The 22,250-nt window shown below is 41.2% G+C and carries 23 protein-coding genes and 3 riboswitches; of the genes, 6 read left to right on the top strand and 17 right to left on the bottom strand.

Features of this window, described 5'->3' with window-relative positions:
- Positions 1 to 110: 110 nt before the first annotated feature.
- Positions 111 to 1,451 (top strand): sodium-dependent transporter, encoded by a 1,341-nt coding sequence (locus HT718_RS00270; protein WP_173266544.1) that lies wholly within the window; start codon positions 111 to 113, stop codon positions 1,449 to 1,451.
- Between the two features lie 40 nt (positions 1,452 to 1,491).
- Here HT718_RS00270 and manA read toward each other — a convergent pair whose 3' ends face one another.
- The 6 genes from manA to HT718_RS00240 form a co-directional block, all read right to left on the bottom strand.
- A complete protein-coding gene (gene manA / locus HT718_RS00265; protein WP_173266514.1) occupies positions 1,492 to 2,436 on the bottom strand; it encodes a mannose-6-phosphate isomerase, class I in 945 nt (314 codons plus the stop codon).
- A gap of 162 nt (positions 2,437 to 2,598) precedes the next feature.
- Positions 2,599 to 2,946 carry a VOC family protein gene (locus HT718_RS00260; RefSeq protein WP_173266512.1) on the bottom strand — a complete coding sequence of 116 codons (348 nt, stop codon included), beginning with the start codon at positions 2,944 to 2,946 and terminating at the stop codon, positions 2,599 to 2,601.
- 58 nt (positions 2,947 to 3,004) lie between these two features.
- Entirely contained in the window at positions 3,005 to 4,780 is a 1,776-nt protein-coding gene (spxB, locus tag HT718_RS00255) for a pyruvate oxidase (RefSeq protein ID WP_000191809.1), read from the bottom strand.
- Positions 4,781 to 5,141: 361 nt separating this feature from the next.
- Positions 5,142 to 7,385 carry a heavy metal translocating P-type ATPase gene (locus tag HT718_RS00250; protein ID WP_173266510.1) on the bottom strand — a complete coding sequence of 748 codons (2,244 nt, stop codon included), beginning with the start codon at positions 7,383 to 7,385 and terminating at the stop codon, positions 5,142 to 5,144.
- A gap of 9 nt (positions 7,386 to 7,394) precedes the next feature.
- Positions 7,395 to 7,766 (bottom strand): cupredoxin domain-containing protein, encoded by a 372-nt coding sequence (locus HT718_RS00245; RefSeq protein ID WP_060627906.1) that lies wholly within the window; start codon positions 7,764 to 7,766, stop codon positions 7,395 to 7,397.
- A 10-nt stretch (positions 7,767 to 7,776) separates the two neighbouring features.
- The gene (locus tag HT718_RS00240; protein WP_001167197.1) at positions 7,777 to 8,172 is read right to left on the bottom strand and encodes a CopY/TcrY family copper transport repressor; all 396 of its coding nucleotides are present in this window, start codon (positions 8,170 to 8,172) and stop codon (positions 7,777 to 7,779) included.
- Between the two features lie 183 nt (positions 8,173 to 8,355).
- A riboswitch (TPP riboswitch) is annotated at positions 8,356 to 8,454 on the top strand.
- An 83-nt stretch (positions 8,455 to 8,537) separates the two neighbouring features.
- Between HT718_RS00240 and thiD the strand changes: the two genes are divergently transcribed.
- Positions 8,538 to 9,329, top strand: a complete 792-nt coding sequence (gene thiD / locus HT718_RS00235) for a bifunctional hydroxymethylpyrimidine kinase/phosphomethylpyrimidine kinase (protein WP_173266508.1) — start codon at positions 8,538 to 8,540, stop codon at positions 9,327 to 9,329.
- A gap of 159 nt (positions 9,330 to 9,488) precedes the next feature.
- On the opposite strand, the gene thiE (HT718_RS00230) is transcribed toward thiD, so the two are convergent.
- The 11 genes from thiE (HT718_RS00230) to lctO form a co-directional block, all read right to left on the bottom strand.
- Positions 9,489 to 10,121, bottom strand: coding sequence for a thiamine phosphate synthase (thiE, locus tag HT718_RS00230; protein WP_173266506.1), 633 nt, complete (start codon positions 10,119 to 10,121; stop codon positions 9,489 to 9,491).
- On the bottom strand, positions 10,114 to 10,917 hold the full coding sequence (locus tag HT718_RS00225) for a hydroxyethylthiazole kinase (RefSeq protein WP_173266504.1): 804 nt from the start codon (positions 10,915 to 10,917) through the stop codon (positions 10,114 to 10,116). The genes thiE (HT718_RS00230) and HT718_RS00225 overlap by 8 nt, the downstream gene beginning before the upstream one ends.
- Entirely contained in the window at positions 10,917 to 11,441 is a 525-nt protein-coding gene (gene thiW, locus HT718_RS00220; protein WP_060806251.1) for an energy coupling factor transporter S component ThiW, read from the bottom strand. Before thiW ends, HT718_RS00225 begins: the two co-directional genes overlap by 1 nt.
- A gap of 4 nt (positions 11,442 to 11,445) precedes the next feature.
- Positions 11,446 to 12,138 carry a thiaminase II gene (tenA, locus tag HT718_RS00215; protein ID WP_173266502.1) on the bottom strand — a complete coding sequence of 231 codons (693 nt, stop codon included), beginning with the start codon at positions 12,136 to 12,138 and terminating at the stop codon, positions 11,446 to 11,448.
- Positions 12,139 to 12,148: 10 nt separating this feature from the next.
- Complete coding sequence (locus tag HT718_RS00210) at positions 12,149 to 12,799, bottom strand: energy-coupling factor transporter transmembrane component T (RefSeq protein WP_173266500.1); 651 nt, start codon at positions 12,797 to 12,799, stop codon at positions 12,149 to 12,151.
- A 1-nt stretch (position 12,800) separates the two neighbouring features.
- Complete coding sequence (locus HT718_RS00205; protein WP_173266498.1) at positions 12,801 to 14,186, bottom strand: ABC transporter ATP-binding protein; 1,386 nt, start codon at positions 14,184 to 14,186, stop codon at positions 12,801 to 12,803.
- Positions 14,187 to 14,747, bottom strand: a complete 561-nt coding sequence (locus tag HT718_RS00200; protein ID WP_000915275.1) for an ECF transporter S component — start codon at positions 14,745 to 14,747, stop codon at positions 14,187 to 14,189. It lies immediately after the preceding gene.
- A gap of 156 nt (positions 14,748 to 14,903) precedes the next feature.
- Positions 14,904 to 14,992, bottom strand: a riboswitch (TPP riboswitch).
- 212 nt (positions 14,993 to 15,204) lie between these two features.
- Positions 15,205 to 15,834, bottom strand: a complete 630-nt coding sequence (gene thiE, locus HT718_RS00195; RefSeq protein WP_173266496.1) for a thiamine phosphate synthase — start codon at positions 15,832 to 15,834, stop codon at positions 15,205 to 15,207.
- A 1-nt stretch (position 15,835) separates the two neighbouring features.
- The gene (gene thiM / locus HT718_RS00190) at positions 15,836 to 16,618 is read right to left on the bottom strand and encodes a hydroxyethylthiazole kinase (protein WP_173266494.1); all 783 of its coding nucleotides are present in this window, start codon (positions 16,616 to 16,618) and stop codon (positions 15,836 to 15,838) included.
- A gap of 128 nt (positions 16,619 to 16,746) precedes the next feature.
- Positions 16,747 to 17,415, bottom strand: a complete 669-nt coding sequence (locus HT718_RS00185; protein ID WP_173266492.1) for a TenA family protein — start codon at positions 17,413 to 17,415, stop codon at positions 16,747 to 16,749.
- 214 nt (positions 17,416 to 17,629) lie between these two features.
- A riboswitch (TPP riboswitch) is annotated at positions 17,630 to 17,718 on the bottom strand.
- 157 nt (positions 17,719 to 17,875) lie between these two features.
- Complete coding sequence (lctO, locus tag HT718_RS00180) at positions 17,876 to 19,012, bottom strand: L-lactate oxidase (protein WP_000120723.1); 1,137 nt, start codon at positions 19,010 to 19,012, stop codon at positions 17,876 to 17,878.
- A 215-nt stretch (positions 19,013 to 19,227) separates the two neighbouring features.
- Here lctO and HT718_RS00175 point away from each other — a divergent pair, with 215 nt between their 5' ends.
- Genes HT718_RS00175 through HT718_RS00160 form a run of 4 tightly spaced genes read left to right on the top strand, consistent with a single transcriptional unit; the run spans position 19,228 to position 22,182 of the window.
- Entirely contained in the window at positions 19,228 to 19,908 is a 681-nt protein-coding gene (locus HT718_RS00175; RefSeq protein ID WP_173266490.1) for an amino acid ABC transporter permease, read from the top strand.
- Positions 19,868 to 20,545: an amino acid ABC transporter permease gene (locus HT718_RS00170; protein ID WP_173266487.1), complete on the top strand. Its 678-nt coding sequence runs from the start codon at positions 19,868 to 19,870 to the stop codon at positions 20,543 to 20,545. The genes HT718_RS00175 and HT718_RS00170 overlap by 41 nt, the downstream gene beginning before the upstream one ends.
- Positions 20,546 to 21,304 carry an amino acid ABC transporter ATP-binding protein gene (locus tag HT718_RS00165; RefSeq protein WP_061088221.1) on the top strand — a complete coding sequence of 253 codons (759 nt, stop codon included), beginning with the start codon at positions 20,546 to 20,548 and terminating at the stop codon, positions 21,302 to 21,304.
- 11 nt (positions 21,305 to 21,315) lie between these two features.
- Positions 21,316 to 22,182, top strand: coding sequence for a cysteine ABC transporter substrate-binding protein (locus HT718_RS00160; RefSeq protein ID WP_173266485.1), 867 nt, complete (start codon positions 21,316 to 21,318; stop codon positions 22,180 to 22,182).
- The last annotated feature ends 68 nt before the right edge of the window (positions 22,183 to 22,250 follow it).

Below are 22,250 nucleotides of genomic sequence, written 5' to 3'. Positions count from 1 at the left end.
GGATAGTCAAGTCTATCAATCAAAAGAAAAGCTCATCTTGAGTACTGATAAGGCTATTTGCCAAGGGCAGTAGCTTTTTCTTTTGTAATACTAATTTTAGGAGTTTAACTATGTCTGAAAAATCGCAATGGGGTTCTAAACTAGGCTTTATCCTAGCATCTGCTGGTTCAGCCATCGGACTTGGAGCTGTTTGGAAATTCCCCTATATGACTGCTGCTAACGGTGGAGGTGGCTTTTTACTGGTCTTTCTCATTTCCACTATTCTAATCGGTTTCCCTCTTTTGCTAGCTGAATTTGCCCTCGGCCGAAGCGCTGGTGTCTCTGGGATTAAAACATTTGGAAAACTAGGCAAGAATAGTAAGTACAACTTTATCGGTTGGATTGGTGCCTTTGCCCTTTTTATTCTCTTATCTTTCTACAGTGTTATCGGTGGATGGATTCTGGTTTATCTGGGGATTGAGTTTGGAAAATTATTCCAACTTGGTGAAACGAGTGATTATGCTCAATTATTTACTTCAATCATTTCAAATCCATCCATTGCCCTAGGAGCTCAAGCAGCCTTTATCCTATTGAATATCTTTATTGTATCACGAGGTGTTCAGAAAGGGATTGAAAGAGCTTCTAAGGTCATGATGCCCCTGCTCTTTATTATCTTTGTCGTCATCATCGGTCGCTCCCTCAGCTTGCCAAATGCCATGGAAGGTGTTCTTTACTTCCTCAAACCAGACTTTTCTAAGCTGACAAGTGCTGGCCTCCTCTATGCTCTGGGACAATCTTTCTTTGCCCTCTCACTAGGGGTTACCGCCATGCTGACCTATGCTTCTTACTTGGACAAGAAAACCAATCTGGTCCAATCAGGAATCTCCATCGTAGCCATGAACATTTCTGTATCGATCATGGCAGGTCTAGCCATTTTCCCAGCCATGTCAGCCTTCAATATTCAGTCTGAAGGTGGTCCAAGTCTCCTCTTTATCGTTCTACCCCAACTCTTTGACAAGATGCCTTTTGGAAGTATTTTCTATATTCTCTTTCTCTTGCTCTTCCTCTTTGCGACGGTCACTTCTTCTGTCGTTATGCTGGAAATCAATGTGGGCAATATCACTAATCAGGATAACAGCAAACGTGCCAAATGGAGTGTGATTTTAGGAATTTTGACCTTTGTCTTTGGCATTCCTTCAGCTCTATCTTACGGTGTCATGGCAGATGTTCATATCTTTGGGAAAACCTTCTTTGACGCTATGGACTTCTTGGTTTCCAATCTCCTCATGCCATTTGGAGCTCTCTGCCTTTCACTTTTTACAGGCTATATTTTCAAGAAAACACTGGCAATGGAGGAACTTCATCTTGATGAAACACCATGGAAACAAGGATTGTTCCAAGTCTGGCTCTTCCTTCTTCGTTTCGTCATTCCAATCATCATCATCGTGGTCTTTATCGCCCAATTTATGTAATTAAAAAGGACTTGAGTAGTGAACTCAGGCCCTTTCTTTTTTATGGATGGCTAACAATCAATTCCAAACTTTGCCCTTCCAGAGTCCAAGCTTCAACATCACTTGGTAGGATAAAGTGGCTGCCTTTTTGGATTGGATAGTTTTTTCCGTCAACGGTCAGTTGACCTTGACCAGACAAGACACTCAACAAGCTGTAGTCAGCTGTCTTTTCAAAGTCAACTTTTCCAGTAATTTCCCACTTGTAAACTGCAAAGAAATCATTGGAAACAAGGAGAGTGGAACGTAAATCATCAGCTTTGATAGTTACAGGACGGCTATTTGCAGGCTCGCCGATGTTCAATACATCAATGGATTTTTCAAGGTGAAGTTCACGCAAGTTGCCCTTGTCATCCTTACGGTCAAAGTCATAGACACGGTAAGTGGTGTCACTAGACTGCTGGGTTTCAAGAATCAAGATGCCCGCACCAATAGCATGCATGGTGCCACTTGGCACATAGAAGAAATCTCCAGCTTTAACTGGTACTTTTGTCAACAAAGCATCCCAGTTCTTGTCCTCGATTTGCTGACGGAGTTCTTCTTTTGACTTGGCATTGTGACCGTAGATAATCTCTGAACCTTCATCCGCAGCTATGATGTACCAGCATTCTGTTTTTCCGAGTTCGCCTTCATGTTCTAGTCCATAGGCATCGTCTGGATGGACTTGGACGCTGAGCCAGTCGTTAGCATCCAGAATCTTAGTCAAAAGCGGAAATACAGGCTCAGGATGATTACCAAACAATTCACGGTGCTCTGCATATAAAGTAGCTAGATCTGTTCCTTCAAAGCGACCATTGGCAACTTTAGAGACACCATTTGGATGGGCTGAGATGGCCCAATATTCTCCGATTTTTTCACTTGGAATGTCGTAGCCAAACTCATCACGTAGCTTGGTACCACCCCAGATTTTTTCTTGCATAACTGATTGTAAAAATAATGGTTCTGACATCTTGATCTCCTGTCTGATTTTTCTCCCCTCATTATAGCAAAAAAAGAGTTCCATTAGAACTCTTTTTCACATCTTATAAAGTAGGGAGAAGATTTTATAAAAATAGTAAATAAATCCCTTCTTATGCTATAAGTTTTATTGGCGATCAAACTCTACTATGTCCTATTTCATACGATAAAAATCAAGCACTAGACCAGCAGGCCCTTTAACTAATAAGGATTCTGTTCCCCAATCTGTTTCACAAGGACCGTGTAAAATATCGACACCGATCTCTTTTAAACGTTGGTAATTCTGATTTAGATCCTCAACCTCGATATGAAGAATGATTCCTGACTGAAAATCTTCCAAAGGAATCAAATGATTTTGAGACAACATGAGACAGTGACTGCCAATCGTAAACTGAGCAAAACCATCATCAGCATAATCTGCCTTTTTATCCAAGATATGCTCCAAGTCAGCACAGACTTGGGGAACATTTGAAACGATAATATCTAATTGATTTAAATTCATTTACTATCCTCCATAAAAAGACCGGATTGCTCCGATCTTTTTAAGTTCCACGAAGGAATTATTTAATTACGCGTGATTGCAAACCTTCTTCTTCCAAGAAGAGACGGAATGGTACGAGTTCTTCTGCTTCGTATTTTTCCTTGAAGGCTTTGATAGCTTCTTCTGAGTGAAGTTTTGGATCCAATTCAAGTACTTCTACTGGAAGTGGACGGTGGTGAGTGATGCGAGCATCGATAACAACAGTTTTACCTTCTTTGTTCAATTTAACAGCTTCTGCAACAACTGCATCGATGTCTTCGATACGGTCAACTGTAAATCCAACAGCTCCTTGAGCTTCAGCGATTTTCGCATAGTCAGCATTAGGGAAGTCACAACCAAACAAGTGTTTGTTTGTATCTTCGTATTTGTCCTTGATGAAGGCATATTTACCATTTGAGAAGACAACGTTGATAACTGGAAGGTCGTATTGAACGTTTGTGATAACGTCTGGGTAGCACATGTTGAATGCACCGTCACCCATGATGTTCCATACTTGGCGATCTGGATTGTCTTTCTTAGCAGCGATACCACCAGGAAGGGCAATACCCATTGTCGCAAAGAGTGGAGATGTACGCCACATGTTCTTAGGTGTCATGTGAAGGTGACGAGTAGATGTTTGAGTAGTGTCACCTACGTCGATTGAGTAGATAGCGTCTTGATCAGCATGTTTGTTGATTGCATTGTAAACTTGATACAATTGCAATTCACCCTCAGTTTTACCTTCGAGTTTGTTCATGTAATCACGCCAGTTTTGGTTGTTCTTAACGTTTGCACGCCACCATGGAGTAGATTCAACTGGGTTCACTTTGTCAAGGATAGCTTTAGCTGCTTGACCTGCATCACCAAGGATTGAAGCGTCAAGGGCGTGACGTTTACCAAGTTTGTAAGGGTCGATATCCACTTGGATGAATTTTTCAGTGTTTTTGAATGCTTCGTATACTTCAGCAAATGGGAAGTTTGAACCAAGGAAAAGAACTGTGTCTGCTTCAAATACCACTTCGTTGGCTGGTTTCCAACCAACACGGTAAGCAGAACCTGTCAAACCTTCGTAGTTCCATTCGAAAGCTTCGAAGTTTTTACCAGTAGTAATGATTGGTGCTTTGATTTTACGTGATAATTCAGTAATTACTTCACCAGCTTTAACACCACCGTAACCAGCGTAGATCACTGGACGTTCAGCATTGTTCAAGATTTCAACAGCTTTGTCGATTTCAACTTCGTTCAAAGCAGGAGCGATAAATGAACGCTCGTATGAACCTGATCCATAGTATGAGTTTTCGTCGATTTCTTGGAAACCGAAGTTTACTGGAATTTCAACAACAGCTGGACCTTTTTTAGAAACTGCAGCACGGCAAGCTTCGTCGATTACTTTTGGCAATTGCTCAGCGTAAGCTACACGTTTGTTGTATACAGCGATACCGTTGTACATTGGGTTTTGGTTCAATTCTTGGAAGGCATCCATGTTGAGTTCGTTAACTGGACGTGATCCAAGGATCGCTAGGAATGGAGTGTTATCCATAGCTGCATCGTAAACACCGTTAATCAAGTGAGTCGCACCTGGACCACCTGAACCAACTGCAACCCCGATTGAGCCGCCGAATTTAGCTTGCATAACCGCTGCAAGAGCACCTGTTTCTTCGTGGCGAACTTGCAAGAAGCGGATATCTTTGTCTTCAGCCAAAGCGTCCATCAATGAGCTGAGTGTTCCTGATGGGATACCGTAGATTGTGTCTACGCCCCATGTTTTCAATACATTAAGCATTGCTGCAGATGCAGTAATTTTCCCTTGAGTCATAATGATAACTCTCCTTCAAATATTTTTAAATCTACTAAAAAAGGTTTCGTATACTTTTTTGAAAACGTTTCAGCAAATTTTTACTCTACTAATTTACCACATTTAGTTCGACTTTACTAAGAATCTGCTCACAAGTTCTTATTATCTATTACAGTACAGTTTGAAAACGTTTTAGATTCTGTTTTATAATACTCAATGAAAATTTAAGAGCAAACTAGGAAAATAGCCGCAGGTTACTCAAAGGATGGCTTTGAGGTTGTAGATAAGACTGACAAAGTCAGTTACATATATCTACGGCAAGGCGACATTGACGTGGTTTGAAGAAATTTTCGAAGAGTATAAAAAGCGAGCAAGCTCGCTTTTAGTCTATTTTACTAAAGTTTAACAGAAGGGAACTGGTCAAAACAGATACTGAACTAAAGGCCATGGCTAGACCTGCCAGTTCTGGGTTGAGGGACAGTCCAACACCTGAAAAGACTCCTGCTGCTATCGGAATTCCAACGACATTGTAGATAAAGGCCCAGAAAAGATTGAGCAGAATACGATTAAAGGTTTTCTTACTCATGTCAAAGGCACGAACCACTCCTAAGAGGTTATTGGTTGTCAACACCAAATCTGCTGACTCGATGGCAATATCTGTTCCAGCTCCCATAGCAATCCCCACATCTGCTACACTAAGGGCAGGAGCGTCATTGATGCCATCACCAACAAAGGCTACTTTGCCAGCCGCTTGTAGTTTATGGATTTCGTTGGCTTTTTCTTCTGGCAAGACACCTGCAATGACCTCTTCGATTCCGATCTGATCGGCAATGGCACGCGCCACACCTGCATTGTCTCCTGTCAGCATGACAGTTTTAAGTCCACGTTTTTTCAGCTGGCTGATAGCTAGCTTTGCATTTTCCTTGGGAATATCTTGCAGAGCAAGCAAGCCTTTGATTTCATTGTCAACAGCCAAGAAAACAACTGTCTTAGCCTCTTTTTCCAGTTCTTCTAGTTTTTCTTGATAAATACTAGAAATATCCATGCCATCCAGTATTTTAGCATTTCCAAGCAGAACTTGTTTTCCATTGATTTGCCCTGAGACACCTTTTCCGTGCAAGGCTTGGAAATTTTCAACAGTTTGTAACTCAAGTCCAGCTTCACTCGCTCGTTTCACAACGGCTTCAGCCAGTGGGTGTTGAGAAGCTTCTTCCAAGGAGGCTGCCAATCCAAGCACTTCTACTTCGTCGCCGATGATATCTGTTACCACAGGCTTCCCTTCCGTCAAAGTCCCAGTCTTATCAAAGACAAGAGTTTGGACTTTCTGGATTTCCTGTAGAACCATTCCATTTTTGAGGAGAACTCCCATCTTGGCACTGCGTCCTGTCCCTACCATAAGGGCTGTCGGTGTTGCGAGCCCCAAGGCACAAGGACAGGCGATAATCAAAACCGCCACTCCGTAGAGAAGAGAGGACACAAAGCTAGCTCCAAGCACGACTACACTATCTCTCAACAAGACAAACCAAACCCAAAAGGTCACAATCCCTAAAATGACAACTGCTGGAACAAAAATCCCTGAAACTTTATCAGTCAAGTCCTGAATCGGAGCACGACTTGTCTGAGCTTTCTTCACAAAATCCACAATCTGAGCCAAAACAGTCTCTGAACCAACTTTTTCTGCTCTAAAAACAAGTGTTCCACTATTATTGATGGTTGAGCCAATGACGGTATCTCCAACTGTCTTGTCCACAGGCAGACTCTCACCTGTCACCATAGACTCATCAATACTAGAGATACCTTCGACTACGACACCATCAACAGCAATCTTTTCACCGGGACGCACTCGAATCAGATCACCTACCTTGACTTGCTCCAAGGGGACTTGAACATAGCGATCCTCACGCAAGACTTCTGCAGTTTTAGCCTGCAAGTCAAGTAATTTCTCCACAGCTTGGGAAGTATTTTTCCGCATTTTCTCCTCAAAAACGGCTCCCATAAGAACGAAGAAGAAGATAAATGCAGCACTTTCAAAGTAAACGGGGAGACCAGCGAAGAGGGCAACTAAGCTATAGAAATAGGCCACTAAGGTTCCCAGAGCAACCAAGGTATCCATGTTGGCATTGTGCTTTTTAAAACTAGCCCAAGCACTTTGGATATAAGGACCACCTGCTACTAGCATAATCGGTGTTGTGGCTAAAAAGGTTCCCCAACGCATAACTTGGTGACTAATTCCTCCTGTCGACATCCCAATCATGAGAATCACAAGAGGCACAGTAAAGATACTAGTAATCCAAAAACGCTGTAAAAGTGATAGAGATTTTCGAGTCTTCTCAACTACGGTATAACTCCCCTTTTGCATCTTCATGCCACAAGAAAATTCATGTTGACCTAATTCTTGAGGTGTAAATCGAATGACTTTCTCCTCATCTACGCCGATTGGTTCCAAGATGCCTTCTTCTTCAAATAGAATTTCCTTATAACAGTTTGAAGGTGTCACACGGTGAAAGGTGATCTCAGCAGGAACTCCTTTTTGCAGTTGAATGTGGGCTGGATGGTAGCCTTTGTCTGCCGTGATACGGATTTTTTGAACACCATTTTCAAGACTTGCTTTTACAATTTCAGTCATATCATTCTCCTATTCTACAATCATCTTACCGTGCATCATATTCATGCCACAAGAGAAACCATACTCTCCAGCCTGCTCAGGCGTGATTTCCACTATATACTCTTCCCCCATAGGCAGGTCCGCATGTACACCAAAATCTGGAAAAACAATTTGGTCCAGACAGGGTGAAGGATCCTTGCGGTCAAAAACAATGCGGGCTGGCACTGATTTCTTGAGGACAATCAACTCAGGCGTATAGCCTCCCATGACCTCCACTCGAATCTCTTGATAGCCCTTTTTTTGCTGGGCCTTTTGTCCAGATTTTTCAGGCTTTTTGAAAAACCAAAACAAGATAAACGCGATAAGGGCAATACAAACAATGGTTACAATACTATTTAACATGACGTCTCCTTTACATACAATTACATTTTACTTCTGTTACAGCACTTGATTTCTTCTCAGAAATCACAGCTTCCAAGTCTTCCAAGTCAGCCTGAGTAAAATCACATTCAGCAATCAAATCAGCCAACAAGTTCTTAATCCTACGAGAACAAACCTTGTCCTTGATATCTTGGACAAGTAAATCCCGACTTTGGTCTAAAGTTAAAAGGGCTGAATAGACAAAGAACTTGCCTTCTTTTTTCCTTGTCAGACACTCTTTCTCAACCAAACGAGCCAAAAGAGTTTGAATGGTTGACTTGGACCAGTCGAACCGCTCCGCCAGAACCCTGATCAAATCCGTACTAGTCTGCTCTCCTTGCATCCAAATAATCTTCATGACCTGCCATTCTGCATCTGAAATCTGCATAATCACACCTCCTAAATCTACATTTGTCGATTACATTTATTAGTATACTCCTATAATCTACATTTGTCAACTATAAAATTAATCTTTTCTTTGAAAAAGAGAATTTTAATCATTTAAAAGACGATTTGCAGTCAATTTTTACTATATAAACTATAAAAATATGCTATACTAAAGAAAAAAGAAAACAACCACTAGGGGTGCGTAAAGCTGAGATTAACGACTGTTAGATCCCTTTGACTCAATCTAGGTAATGCTAGCTGATGGAAGTGGAAATGATAATGGGGACTAGCAGTCTTCTATTACCTTTCTAAAACAGACTAGCTTGTTCTTAAGAATACAAACTTCAGTTGGTTGGGAGGTTTTAGATGACTTATTTACCCGTTGCTTTGACCATTGCAGGAACTGACCCTAGTGGTGGTGCTGGCATTATGGCTGATTTAAAGTCATTCCAAGCTAGAGATGTCTATGGAATGGCTGTTGTGACAAGTCTTGTTGCTCAAAATACCCGAGGCGTTCAATTAATCGAGCACGTCTCCAACCAAATGCTGAAAGCTCAATTGGAGAGCGTCTTTTCGGATATCAAGCCTCAGGCTGTAAAAACTGGGATGTTGGCAACTACTGAAATAATGGAAATCATCCAGCCCTATCTTAAAAAACTGGATTGTCCCTACGTTCTTGACCCTGTTATGGTCGCTACGAGCGGAGACACCCTGATTGATAGCAGTGCCAGAACCTACCTAAAAACAAATCTGCTTCCACTTGCAACCATTATCACACCCAACCTTCCTGAGGCAGAAGAGATTGTTGGTTTTTCAATCCATGATTCCGAAGACATGCAACGTGCCGGTCGCCTGATTTTAAAAGAATTTGGTCCTCAATCTGTGGTCATCAAAGGTGGCCATCTCGAAGGTGGTGCTAAGGATTTCCTTTTTACCAAGGATGAACAATTTGTCTGGGAAAGCCCAAGAATTCAAACCTGTCACACCCATGGTACTGGATGTACCTTTGCTGCTGTGATTACGGCTGAACTAGCCAAGGGTAAAACCCTTTATCAGGCAGTTGATAAGGCCAAGGCTTTTATCACGAAAGCTATTCAAGATGCCCCTCAACTCGGTCATGGTTCTGGTCCAGTCAACCATACAAGCTTTAAAGATTAAAAAAACTCTCTAGTTCCCACTTTAAGGGAATTAGAGAGTTTTTATACTTTTCAAAAATCTCTTCAAACTACGTCAGCTTTATCTGCAACCTCAAAGCTGTGCTTTGAGAAACCTGCGACTAGCTTCCTAGTTTGCTCTTTGATTTTCATTTAGTATTAATTAGAAAATAATGTCATCCACCTTTGTCAAAAAGGCTTGCGTTTTTGCCTCTATATCTTCTGCCTGCATCAAATCACGCACTACAGCTACTCCAGCTATGCCAGTTGCGGCAAGTTGGTCAATGTTCTCTGAAGTCAAGCCTCCGATAGCAACTACTGGAATGGCCACCCTTTGGCAAATTGTCTTCAAGGTTGAAATCAGGGTGATGGGTGCATTTTCCTTGGTGGTTGTTGGGAAAATGGCTCCTGTCCCCAAGTAATCTGCACCCCCTTCTTCTGCCTCGAGGGCTCTTTTTACCGTTTTAGCAGTGACACCAAGTATTTTTTCAGGGCCCAAGACTTGTCGGGCAACCGAAACTGGTAGTTCATCGTCTCCGATATGCAGACCTGCAGCATCAACCGCAAGACAAACATCCAAACGATCATCGATGATCAAGGGTACCTGATAGGCATCTGTTATTTCTTTGACTTGTTTTGCCAGTTGATAATATTGATTGGTTGTGAGATTTTTTTCTCGTAATTGGACTATGGTAACACCTGAACGGCAAGCCGTCTCAACCTTTTCAAGAAATCTTTCCAAGGAATCTTGGTAGCGATTGGTTACCAGATACAGTCTAAGCGCCTCTCTATTCATAAACATCTCCTTTTATGGCTTCTAGCCAATTTTCATCTCTTTTTAGGAGCGAAAGCTGATTGAGTACTTGGTAGCGAAATTCTTCCAATCCCATTCCTTGGACAACTATTCTCTCAGCAGAGATATTAAGATAAGAGACCGCTAGATACGAAGCTTCAAAGCCAGTCATTCCTTGGCTGAGAAAAACAGCTGTCAAGGCTCCAACTAGGTCTCCTGTCCCTGTTATCCAATCCAATTCTTCACAACCATTTCCCAATACAGCAACCTGATTCTCTGAAACGATGAGGTCCTTGGGGCCTGTGACTAAGAATGATATACCTGGATAGGTCTGACACCAGTCTTTCAAGACTTGAAGTAAATCCTCAGTTTCTTGATCTTTAGCACTCGCATCGACCCCAACGCCGTGGTGTTTTAAGCCGACAAGACTTCGAATTTCCGACATGTTTCCTTTAAGGATCGTAGGTCTATAGTCTAAAAGATCTCTGACTAAGCTCTTACGAATGGATGAAGCCGTTACGCCAACAGCATCTACTACCATCGGGAGAGAAGATTGGTTTGCATACGAAGCTGCCATACGGATTGCTTTTTCCTTCTCAGCAGACAAATGCCCCAAATTGATGAAGAGAGCCTGGCTCTGTTTGGTAAAATCAAGAACCTCACGGGGGTCATCTGCCATGACAGGTTTACATCCCAGAGCCAAAATCCCATTTGCCAGCATCTCACAAGAAATCTCATTGGTAATGCAGTGAATGAGGGAAGTCGTTTCCATAGGAAAAGGATTTGTCAATGCCTGCATCAGTCTATCCTTTCACCAAAGAAATATCCCTGCACTTTTTTAAAGAATTCCTGCTTAATTAAAAATCGAAAGGCAATAAAGGAAATCGCTGTCCCAATCAAGGTTGCTCCGAAAAATCGAGGCGTGTAGATAAACCAGCTAAGCTTTGCAGCTGATCCTGTAAAGAGTACCATAACAGGATAGGAAACAATAGAACCAATAATACCTGTTCCCAAAATCTCTCCTAGAGCGGAATAATGAAATTTTCGACCATACTTATAAAAGAGACCTGCAAGGAGGGCTCCAAAAGTCGCTCCTGTGAGAGCTAAAGGCGGAATCCCTTGAGTCGTCATACGGATAAATGCTGTGACTGTAGCCATAACCAAAGCATAAACAGGTCCCATCATGATTCCTGCTAGAATATTGACTACACTGGACATCGGTGCCATTCCCTCAATCCGAAAGATAGGCGTAAGGACTACATCAAGGGCAATCATCATGGATAAAATGGTTAATTTGTGAACTTGCAATTGGTGCTTTCTCATATTTCTACTCTTCTCCTGTTTCTAAAGACTGTAAATCACTCTTCCATGTCTGGTGTTGGTAGGCCATTTGCCAAAACTTGGCTTCCATGTGAACACTGATGTGGAAGGCATCTAGCATTTTTTTCTTGTCTGTCTCATCACTTTCGCGATAGAGTTGATTGACTAGCGCTCCCTCCTCTCTGATCTGTTGCTCTAACTCATCCGTAATATAAGTTTCAATCCATTGTTGATAGAGAGGATCTGGTGATGGTTTAAGATTAAGTGATTTGCCTATATCATGGTATAACCAAGGACAAGGCAGCAAACTTGCAAAGGCAATGCCCAAGTTTGGCTCTGCAAATTGCCGATAAATGTGAGAAATGTAATGATAGCAGGTTGGAGCGATTGGATGTTGCTCCATTTCCTGATCGCTGATTTCCAATTCCTTGAAAAATTGTTGGCGGATAAATAACTCACCCTCCACTAGACTCTGAGCATTTTGTTTCAAGAGTCTTTTCATCTCTTGGTTTGAAGTCTTATCAGCCAAAAGGTGATAGATTTCTGAGAAGGCCTTCAGATAGTAAGCATCCTGAATCAGGTAATAGCGGAAAATGGACGGGTCTAAATTTCCCTCTTGTAATTGTAAAATAAAGGGATGATGAAAAGAAGCCTGCCAAGCTTCATTGGATAATTCCATTGCAATATCTGTAAATTCCATAGTAACTCCTTTATAAAAATAGACTTGTTTGAAGTAATAAAAAGAACAGCAGGTAGATTAATTTTGTTTTTTTAGCAATATAAAAAGTCCGATAGCGATTCTCCACCTGTGCATGTTCGTCATATCCATGCGCCGACAGGGCTCTCAGGTAAAGATGGCGCCACCTAAAGACTGTCATCAGAACCTTGCTGTAAATCAAGGGAGACCAAAAATGCAGTTCTTGACCGCGTAATAAGCAAGCTTCCTTGAGGGACTTGATTTCTTGCTGAATAAGGGGGAAGGAATTGAATACCACAATCAAGGCGTAGGCCCAAGAGCGTGATACCCCCTTTTGAGCCAAGTACAAGAGAAGCTCTTTTAGGGAAATAGAGGAAACAAAGACAAGTCCGATACAAACGGTCACAAAGGCCCTCGTTCCAAGCATGACTGCCTGCGAAGCATCTCCATGTAACTGAACTGCCCAGTAGTTGGCAAAGGATGGCAAAATGGCGAGCAGAATCATCCAAGCCAACATCTTAAATCGACGGTAATAGAGCATAAAGAGAATACAAAATGCAACTACCGAGAGATTAAGAGCAATCGAAGGAATAAAAGATGTTTCCAAGGATAAAATCAGCAAGAAGAGACTGATAATCGGTGTCTGGGTTGCTACTTTGACCATACTATCTCACCTCCCCTTGGGTATTGCTACTCTGAGATGTGAGTGGTTTGATAATTGTCACTTCTTTCACATGACTGAGCCCCTGACTAGTCATCTCAATCCAATAATCAACCACAGAGATCAAGGGATCCAAACGATGGCTAATGATCAGAAAACTTCTTCCTTGATTCGTCTCCTCCAGAATCCACTGACAAAAATAATGGCAAGCTCTATCATCCAAACCTGCAAAAGGTTCATCTAGCAAGATCACAGAAGCCTTGCTAGTCAAAATGGTCAAGAGCTGAAGAATCTTTTGCTGACCACCACTTAATTGATAGGGACTCTTATCAAGTTCCTTCTCCAGATCAAAATATCGCAAGGCTTGAAGAATACGCTGATTTCTTTCAGAATCAGGTCCATCTAATTGAAGCTCTTCCCTCAGACTGACTCGGATAAACTGCTTCTCAGCTTCTTGAACAACACCCGTCAGGTCACGATACAAACTCTTTTTCTTTTTGAGAACCGAACTCTTCCAACTAATACGCCCCTTATACTTTTGAAATTGAAGAATGGAGCGAAAGAAGGTTGATTTCCCGACACCATTGTCACCCAGGATACAGGAAATCCCTTGGTAGAATGTGAAATCAGCAATCGAAAAGAGGGGGCGATTCCCCAGCTCACAAGTCACACGGTCCATATGGAATAGTTCTGGGCTAGAAGCAACTTCCTTTGAAGCAACCTGGATCATCTCAGAGGAAGGGATTTGAAACACTTCCCTTAGTTGGCCATCTCTTAGCTCCACCATATGGTCGATATAGGCTTCATAGTCTGTTAAATCATGGTCGCACAGGATGACTGTCTTCCCATTAGAGGCTAACTCTTTTAGAATCTCCAATATCTCTATCCTACTCTTTCGGTCAATAGAAGCGAAGGGCTCATCTAGGAGATAGACCCTAGGATTCATAGCAAAGAGAACTGCCAGTGCAGCCTTTTGCTTTTCCCCACCTGATAAGTGATGAATGGGACGGTGCAAGATTGCCTTGCAGCGACATTGCTGGACCACCTCTGCTATTTTAGAATCAATTTCCTGAACGGGATGCCCAATATTTTCCAAGGTAAAAATCAGCTCCTCAAACAAGTTCTCCATGGTAAATTGATGATTGGGATTTTGAAAGAGAATCCCAACCGTCTGGACACGTTCGATGATAGAAAGCTGACTGACCTCACTCCCATCTATCAAAACTTGACCGCTATAGGGAAGAGAACTGACTTGGGCAATCATTTGAAAGAGACTCGATTTTCCTGAACCACTGCTTCCAACTAACAAGGTAAAGTCTTGCGCATGAAAAGTAAAATCAATCGGCTCAGAGAAGATTGGGGACTGAATCGCTCGTAGTTCCAGCCCCATCTATGCCTTGCCCCCAGCTGCAAACTGATGATAGAGTTTGACAATAGCACGAACCAAAATTGTACAGAAGAAAAAGACGGAAATAAAACGTACCACAAGCAAGGAAAGGACAAAAGGAAGGGAGAAGGCGTAGTAACCTAACTTAATGTATTCATAGACAAAGCTAACAAGCGTAATCCCAATACTATTAGCAGTTAGAGAGAGCCAACTTTCATAGCGATTCTTGGTTACGATAAAACCAAGTTCACTTCCCAAACCTTGAACCAAGCCAGACAAAAGGGCACCTAGACCGAATTGACTACCATAAAGGACTTCAGCAAGTGCAGCTAGCACTTCTCCAATCGTTGCACTTCCCACTCTTGGAACAAAGATGGCAGCAATGGGTGCAGCCATACACCAGAGACCAAAGAGGATTTCATTGGCAAAGGCCTGTAAACCAAGAGGTGCTAAAATCAGGGTGAGGATATCAAACAGATAGCCAGATCCTACAAAAACGCCACCAAAAAAGATAGACAAGAAAGCAAGTAAGATAACATCTTTTAACTGCCATTTTTTCAACATAAAAAACTCCTTTTTTTAAAGAAAAGTGGGGCATTCAAGGAGACCTACCTAAATGCTTTGTATCACCTTCATCCAGTTTCGTAAAAGAAAAAACTCTAATTACAGATAGGAATTAGAGTTTAGCTTACAAGATTAGACCGTTCATTTCGACATACGAAAAAACGTTTCACATTTCCCTTCGCCAGTCTTAACTGTATCAGGTTCAATGGGTATCATCTCAGCCTAAAGCACCCCAAATGTCTTTATTATTTAATTATATAATTATTTTAACAAATGATTTATTCTAGTTCAAGAAATTGAACTGGAAATACAGCCTTGCACTCACAAAGATAATAAGTCTTTCGTTTGCAAAAACAAATGTCTTGTTTGATAGATTAGCCATTTGAGCTGAATCTGGACATAGCTTTTTAGAAAAAAGAAAATCCTACTCCATCAGAATACAAGGAAAAATTGATAGCTATTGTTCACTCATTTCCCGAACAGTTTTTTCTATATTTTTTGAATACGATATTGCTGAAATGATTGAAACACCATCCATATTGGTCTTCATAATGTCTTTAATATGTTGCGTCTGTATGCCACCAATTGCAACTAATGGCATTTGTGGCAATAGTTTCCTCATTAATTTAAGACCTTCATAACCTATAGCGCCACCAGCATCATCCTTTGACTGGGTATCAAATACAGGACCAACACCAACATAATCTACATATTCAACTTTTGATTGTTGAAATTCTTCCTCGTTTTTTATAGAAAGACCAATTATTTTATCTGGCATCAATTTTCTAATTTCATCAACTCCAAGATCGTCTTGACCTACATGTACGCCATCAGCGTCAATCTCCATTGCCAAATCGATATCATCATTAACGATAAACGGCACATTATATTTTTTACAAAGATCTTGTAGTTTAATTGCTAATTCGACTTTTTCTTTACCTTCTAAGGCTCCCTCACCTTTTTCTCGAAATTGAAATAAGGTTATACCACCTTTTAAAGCTTCCTCAACGACTGTATATAAATCTTTTCCTTTGCAAGTAGTCGTTCCACAAATAAAATATAGTTTTAGTAATTCTTTATGAAACATCTTACTTCACTCTTTTGAATTTCTTTACATCTTCATCTGTAATCTCATATAAAGCATTTATAAATTCAACTTTAAATGTTCCAGGAAGATGTCCATTTGGACGTTTTTCTGCCATTTCTCCAGCGATATTGTAAACCAACATTGCTGTTTCTAGTGATTCCAATTCTTGACCTTTTTCAAGTCCGATAAAGCTTGCTACTACAGCACCTAATAAACATCCTGTCCCAATAACTTTTGGCATCATGGCACTACCATTATGAATCGTTACCACTTCTCCATTAACCGCAATGGCATCCACTTCACCTGTTACTATTATAGGAATATTGAACTTCTTATTTGCTGCTAGAGCAATTTCATCAATATTATCTACGCCTGCACTATCTACTCCTTTAGATGCCACATTTATCCCTACTAAAGAGGCAATCTCGCCAGCATTTCCCCTTATCGCAGCTAGTTTGTAATTGTTGATTAGATCATCTGCTACTTTTTTTCTATATTCTCCTGCTCCACAGGCCACAGGATCTAAAACTGCTGGGACATTATATTTCTCTGCAATTTTCAGAGCAACTTGGTATAATTTCCAATTTTCATCTGTCAATGTTCCTATGTTTATTAATAACCCTCCAGCATACTTTAATAAATCCTCTAAATCTGCTGGAAATTCACTCATGGCTGGTGATGCCCCCAGTGCTACTAATCCATTTGCTGTGAAATTTTTTACAACATCATTGGTGATGCAAATGACCAACGGTGCTTTTTCTTTTAATAATTTTAAACTTGTCATATTGAAATCCTTCCTTTTCACTTTATACGATATACTGATTTCGATTTATCTCTATCTTTCGTTAAGAATTTTTTTCATTTACATTAAATGATTTACCTCATCAAATTTGTAAATATCCTGAACCTTATCTAGGCCTCATATCCAATATCAAAAAAGGCTAATTCTAAAGCGACTGCTTGGTTCCAGCGTTGCTGAAGTTCTGTCAAATCTTCTAGACCTTTCCCAACACGATTGAGTTCGTCAACCAGAAATTGAACCCACTCTGCAAAGAAAGAACCTCTGTGGAGATTGATCCATTCCGAATGAATATAGGATTCAGGTAGAGCCAAATCTTTAGAACCCCAGTCTAAATAGAGACCTTCTGCAATGACCAGCATGACCAAAAGATGGGCATAGTCTGATGAAGCCACTGCCGAATACATTAGATCCTGAAAGGCTTTTGTTACAGGGTGCAAGGTCACTTCCAGATAGTCATTCTCAGATACTTTTAACTCTTTGAAAGCCTTTTGGAAATAACCGTCTTCATCTGCTTCAAGAAAGCCTAGTTGCTTGGCAAAACGAAGCTTGGATTCAAGCTGATCTGCGTGGGCTACGCAAGCACCCAGCATGGATAAGAAGGCATCAAAGAAGTGATAATCTTGAATTAGGTAGTCTTTTAAGACCTTATTCTCAATTGTCCCCGCAAAAAGTTCCTTAACAAAACGATGATTGATTGCATCCTCCCAATTCTTCTGACTGCTTTTTAATAATTCTCCAACAGTCAAACCTGGCTGAAATGCATAGTCTTGTGTTTCCATATTTACTTCTCCTCTCTTTACTCGTTCGTAATCAACAAAATATCAAGAAAATCCTAGTTTTACTTGACCTTTTTAAAGAAAATCAAGGGCGTTCAAGCAGAGCTACCTAAATGCTTTGTATCACCTTCATCCAGCTTATATAAACAAAAAAACTCCAATTACAATCAAGAATTAGAGTTGACTTACAAGATTAGATCGTTCATTTCGATATACGAAAAAACGTTGCACATTTCCCTTCGCCAGTCTTAACTGTATCAGGTTCAATGGGTATCATCTCAGCCTAAAGCACCCCAAATGTCTTTATTATTTAATTACTGGACCAGTATAGCAAAAAATGAAAGCCCTAGCAAGATATTTGATTAGAAAATATATTTATATAGTTTTCGATACAGATTGACCTTATTTAAACTTCTAAAACACAAGTAAAAACCTCCACACTTAGTGGAGGCAATCTATTTTATCAATACAATTTTAAGTCACGAGGATCAACTGGGAAGGTTGGATTATATGGGTTGTGACGGAGTTTGAAGTGTTTGACATCTTCAATAGTCTGAGTTCCAGACAATTGCATAACTGTCTTCAATTCCGCATTCAAGTGTTCAAAGACTTGGCGCACACCGACACTACCACCGAGGGCCAAGCCATAGATAACAGGGCGACCAATAGCTACCAAGTCTGCTCCTGAAGCCAAGGCTTTAAAGACGTGTTGACCACGACGAATACCTGAGTCAAAGACGATTGGCACACGTTTATCAACTGCTTCTGCTACTTCTTGAAGTGAATCAAAGGCAGCTGGTCCACCATCGATTTGACGGCCACCGTGGTTAGTTACCCAGATACCAGAGGCACCTGCAGCAAGCGAACGTTCAACGTCCTCACGGCATTGTGGTCCCTTGACATACACAGGAAGTCCTGAGTATTCAGCGATAAATTCTACATCGCGTGGAGACAAGCGTTGTTTAGCTGATTTGTAAACAAAGTCCATTGATTTACCAGCACCTTCTGGCAGGTATTCTTCAACAATCGGCATGCCAACTGGGAAGACAAAACCATTACGCTTATCAACCTCACGATTGCCACCTACAGTAGCATCTGCTGTCAAGACAATCGCTTTGTAGCCTTCAGCCTTCACACGGTCCATAATATGACGGTTAATGCCATCATCTTTACTAAAGTAAAATTGGAACCAATGTGGTGTCCCTTGAAGGGCTTCTGTAATTTCTGGAAGGTCAACAGTAGAGTAAGAGCTGGTTGTATAAAGAGAACCAAACTCATGCACACCACGCGCAGTAGCTACTTCACCTTGTTCATTTGCCAATTTATGAGCTGCAACAGGCGCCATAATGATTGGTGAAGACAATTTTTCACCTGCAAATTCAATCTCTGTACTTGGATTTTCTACATTGCAAAGTGTATGCGGAACGATGAGTTTGTGGTTAAAGGCGCGGATATTCTCGCGTAAAGTGAAAGTATCTTCCGCTCCACTAGCGATATAGCCAAATGCTGCTTTCGGAATCACTTGTTGCGCCATTGGCTCCAAATCGTAGGTATTGATGAAATCTACATGGCCTTCTGCATTGCTTGTTTTGTATGACATAAAATGCCCTCCTTAATAAGTAAGCGTTTACTTTGTATATTACAAAAATATCTTAACTCTTTTTTCAAAACTTTTCAAATATTTTGTTTGGAAATTTCAGAAATTTTATTTCTATGATAAAAAATCCTTATAACGGCAATAAAAAATAGATATTATCCAAAGGAACTTTTAAGTGCTACAATAACTATATTATTTCTAGATGGGAGGTTCTATTTTTGGATTGGTCCATTGTTGAACAATATCTACCACTATATCAAAAGGCATTTCTTCTGACCTTGCATATTGCAGTTTGGGGAATTTTGGGATCTTTTCTGCTCGGCTTAATCGTTAGTATCATCCGGCATTACCGCATCCTTGTTTTGGCGCAAATAGCGACAGCCTACATTGAATTGTCACGCAACACGCCCCTTTTGATTCAACTCTTCTTTCTCTACTTCGGGCTTCCCCGAATAGGGATTATCCTATCTTCAGAAGTCTGTGCTACTCTGGGACTAGTCTTTTTAGGAGGCTCCTATATGGCAGAATCTTTTCGAAGCGGACTGGAAGCCGTCAGTCAAACCCAGCACGAGATTGGATTAGCTATCGGTCTGACACCTGTACAGGTCTTTCGCTATGTGGTTCTTCCGCAAGCAACAGCGGTGGCCCTACCCTCTTTTAGTGCCAATGTCATTTTCCTCATCAAGGAAACCTCTGTTTTCTCAGCAGTGGCTTTGTCAGACCTCATGTACGTCGCCAAGGACTTGATTGGGCTCTACTATGAGACAGACATTGCGCTAGCTATGTTGGTAATTGCTTACCTGATTATGCTTCTGCCCATCTCACTGGTCTTTAGCTGGATAGAAAGGAGGCTCCGCCATGCAGGATTCGGGAATCCAAGTACTCTTTCAGGGAAATAATCTCCTGCGTATCTTACAGGGATTGGGCGTTACGATTGGGATTTCGATCCTGTCTGTCATTTTATCCATGATTTTAGGAACAGTCATGGGAATCATCATGACCTCCCATTCTAGAATCGTACGATTTTTAACACGATTGTATCTGGAATTTATCCGTATCATGCCCCAGCTGGTGTTGCTCTTCATCGTTTACTTTGGTTTGGCTCGAAACTTTAATATCAATATCTCAGGTGAGACTTCAGCTATTATTGTTTTCACCCTCTGGGGAACAGCTGAAATGGGAGACTTGGTACGTGGAGCTATCACTTCTCTCCCTAAACATCAGTTTGAAAGTGGACAGGCGCTAGGTTTGACAAATATTCAACTTTACTACCACATCATCATCCCACAGGTCTTGAGAAGACTGTTACCGCAGGCCATCAACCTTGTCACTCGGATGATTAAAACCACTTCCTTAGTCGTTTTGATTGGAGTTGTTGAAGTGACCAAGGTTGGACAGCAAATCATCGACAGCAATCGCCTGACAATCCCAACTGCTTCCTTTTGGATTTATGGAACCATTCTAGTCTTGTATTTCGCAGTTTGCTTCCCTATTTCCAAACTATCCACTCACTTAGAAAAACATTGGAGGAACTAAATGTCTGAAACTATTTTAGAAATCAAGGAACTAAAAAAATCCTTCGGAGACAATCCCATCCTCCAAGGTCTTTCCCTGCAAATCAAAAAAGGGGAAGTTGTGGTTATTCTTGGGCCATCTGGTTGTGGGAAAAGTACCCTGCTTCGTTGCCTCAATGGCTTAGAAAGTATTCAAGGTGGAGATATTCTTCTAGATGGCCAGTCCATTATTGGCAATCAGAAAGATTTTCACCTCGTTCGCCAAAAGATTGGCATGGTCTTTCAAAGTTATGAACTCTTTCCCCATCTAGATGTCCTACAAAACCTCATCCTAGGACCTATCAAGGCTCAGGGAAGAGATAAGAAGGAAGTAACGGAAGAAGCTTTACAATTACTAGAACGTGTCGGTTTACTGGATAAACAACATAGCTTTGCCCGTCAATTATCTGGTGGACAGAAACAACGGGTTGCCATTGTCCGTGCCCTGCTCATGCATCCAGAAATCATCCTTTTTGATGAAGTGACTGCTTCACTGGACCCAGAAATGGTGCGTGAAGTTCTGGAACTCATCAATGACTTGGCCCAAGAAGGGCGCACCATGATTCTAGTAACCCACGAAATGCAGTTTGCCCAAGCTATTGCAGATCGGATAATCTTTCTCGACCAAGGGAAAATTGCGGAAGAAGGAAGGGCTCAGGAATTCTTCACCAATCCACAAACCAAACGAGCACAGGAATTTTTAAACGTCTTTGACTTTAGCCAATTTGGCTCATATCTATAAAGGAGATTCTTATGAAACTATTCAAACCACTTTTAACTGTTTTGGCACTTACCTTCGCTCTTATCTTTGTCACAGCTTGTAGCTCAGGTGGAAATGCTGGTTCATCGTCAGGTAAAACAACTGCCAAGGCTCGCACAATCGATGAAATCAAAAAAAGCGGTGAGCTACGAATCGCCGTATTTGGAGACAAAAAACCGTTTGGTTACGTTGACAATGATGGTTCTTACCAAGGTTACGATATTGAGCTTGGGAACCAACTAGCACAAGACCTTGGTGTGAAGGTCAAATACGTTTCAGTCGATGCTGCCAACCGTGCTGAATACTTGATTTCAAACAAGGTAGATATTACTCTTGCCAACTTTACAGTAACTGACGAACGTAAGAAACAAGTTGATTTTGCCCTTCCTTACATGAAAGTTTCTCTTGGTGTCGTATCACCTAAGACTGGTCTCATTACAGATGTCAAACAATTGGAAGGTAAAACCTTGATTGTCACAAAAGGAACAACTGCTGAGACATATTTTGAAAAGAATCATCCAGAAATCAAACTCCAAAAATACGACCAATACAGCGACTCTTACCAAGCCCTTCTTGACGGACGCGGAGATGCCTTCTCTACTGACAATACGGAAGTCCTAGCTTGGGCGCTTGAAAATAAAGGATTTGAAGTTGGAATTACTTCCCTCGGTGATCCAGATACCATCGCAGCAGCAGTCCAAAAAGGCAACCAAGAATTGCTAGACTTCATCAATAAAGATATTGAAAAATTAGGCAAGGAAAACTTCTTCCACAAGGCTTATGAAAAAACACTTCACCCAACCTACGGTGACGCTGCTAAGGCAGATGATCTAGTTGTTGAAGGCGGAAAAGTCAACTAATACTCTTCGAAAATCTCTTCAAACCATGTCAGCTTTATCTACAACCTCAAAGCCGTGCTTTAAGCAAC

Source organism: Streptococcus sp. 714, from assembly GCF_013277115.1.
In the GTDB taxonomy this organism is placed as follows: domain Bacteria; phylum Bacillota; class Bacilli; order Lactobacillales; family Streptococcaceae; genus Streptococcus.
The sequence above is the reverse complement of the archived record's forward strand: the minus strand, read 5'-3'. Positions and strand labels throughout refer to the sequence as shown.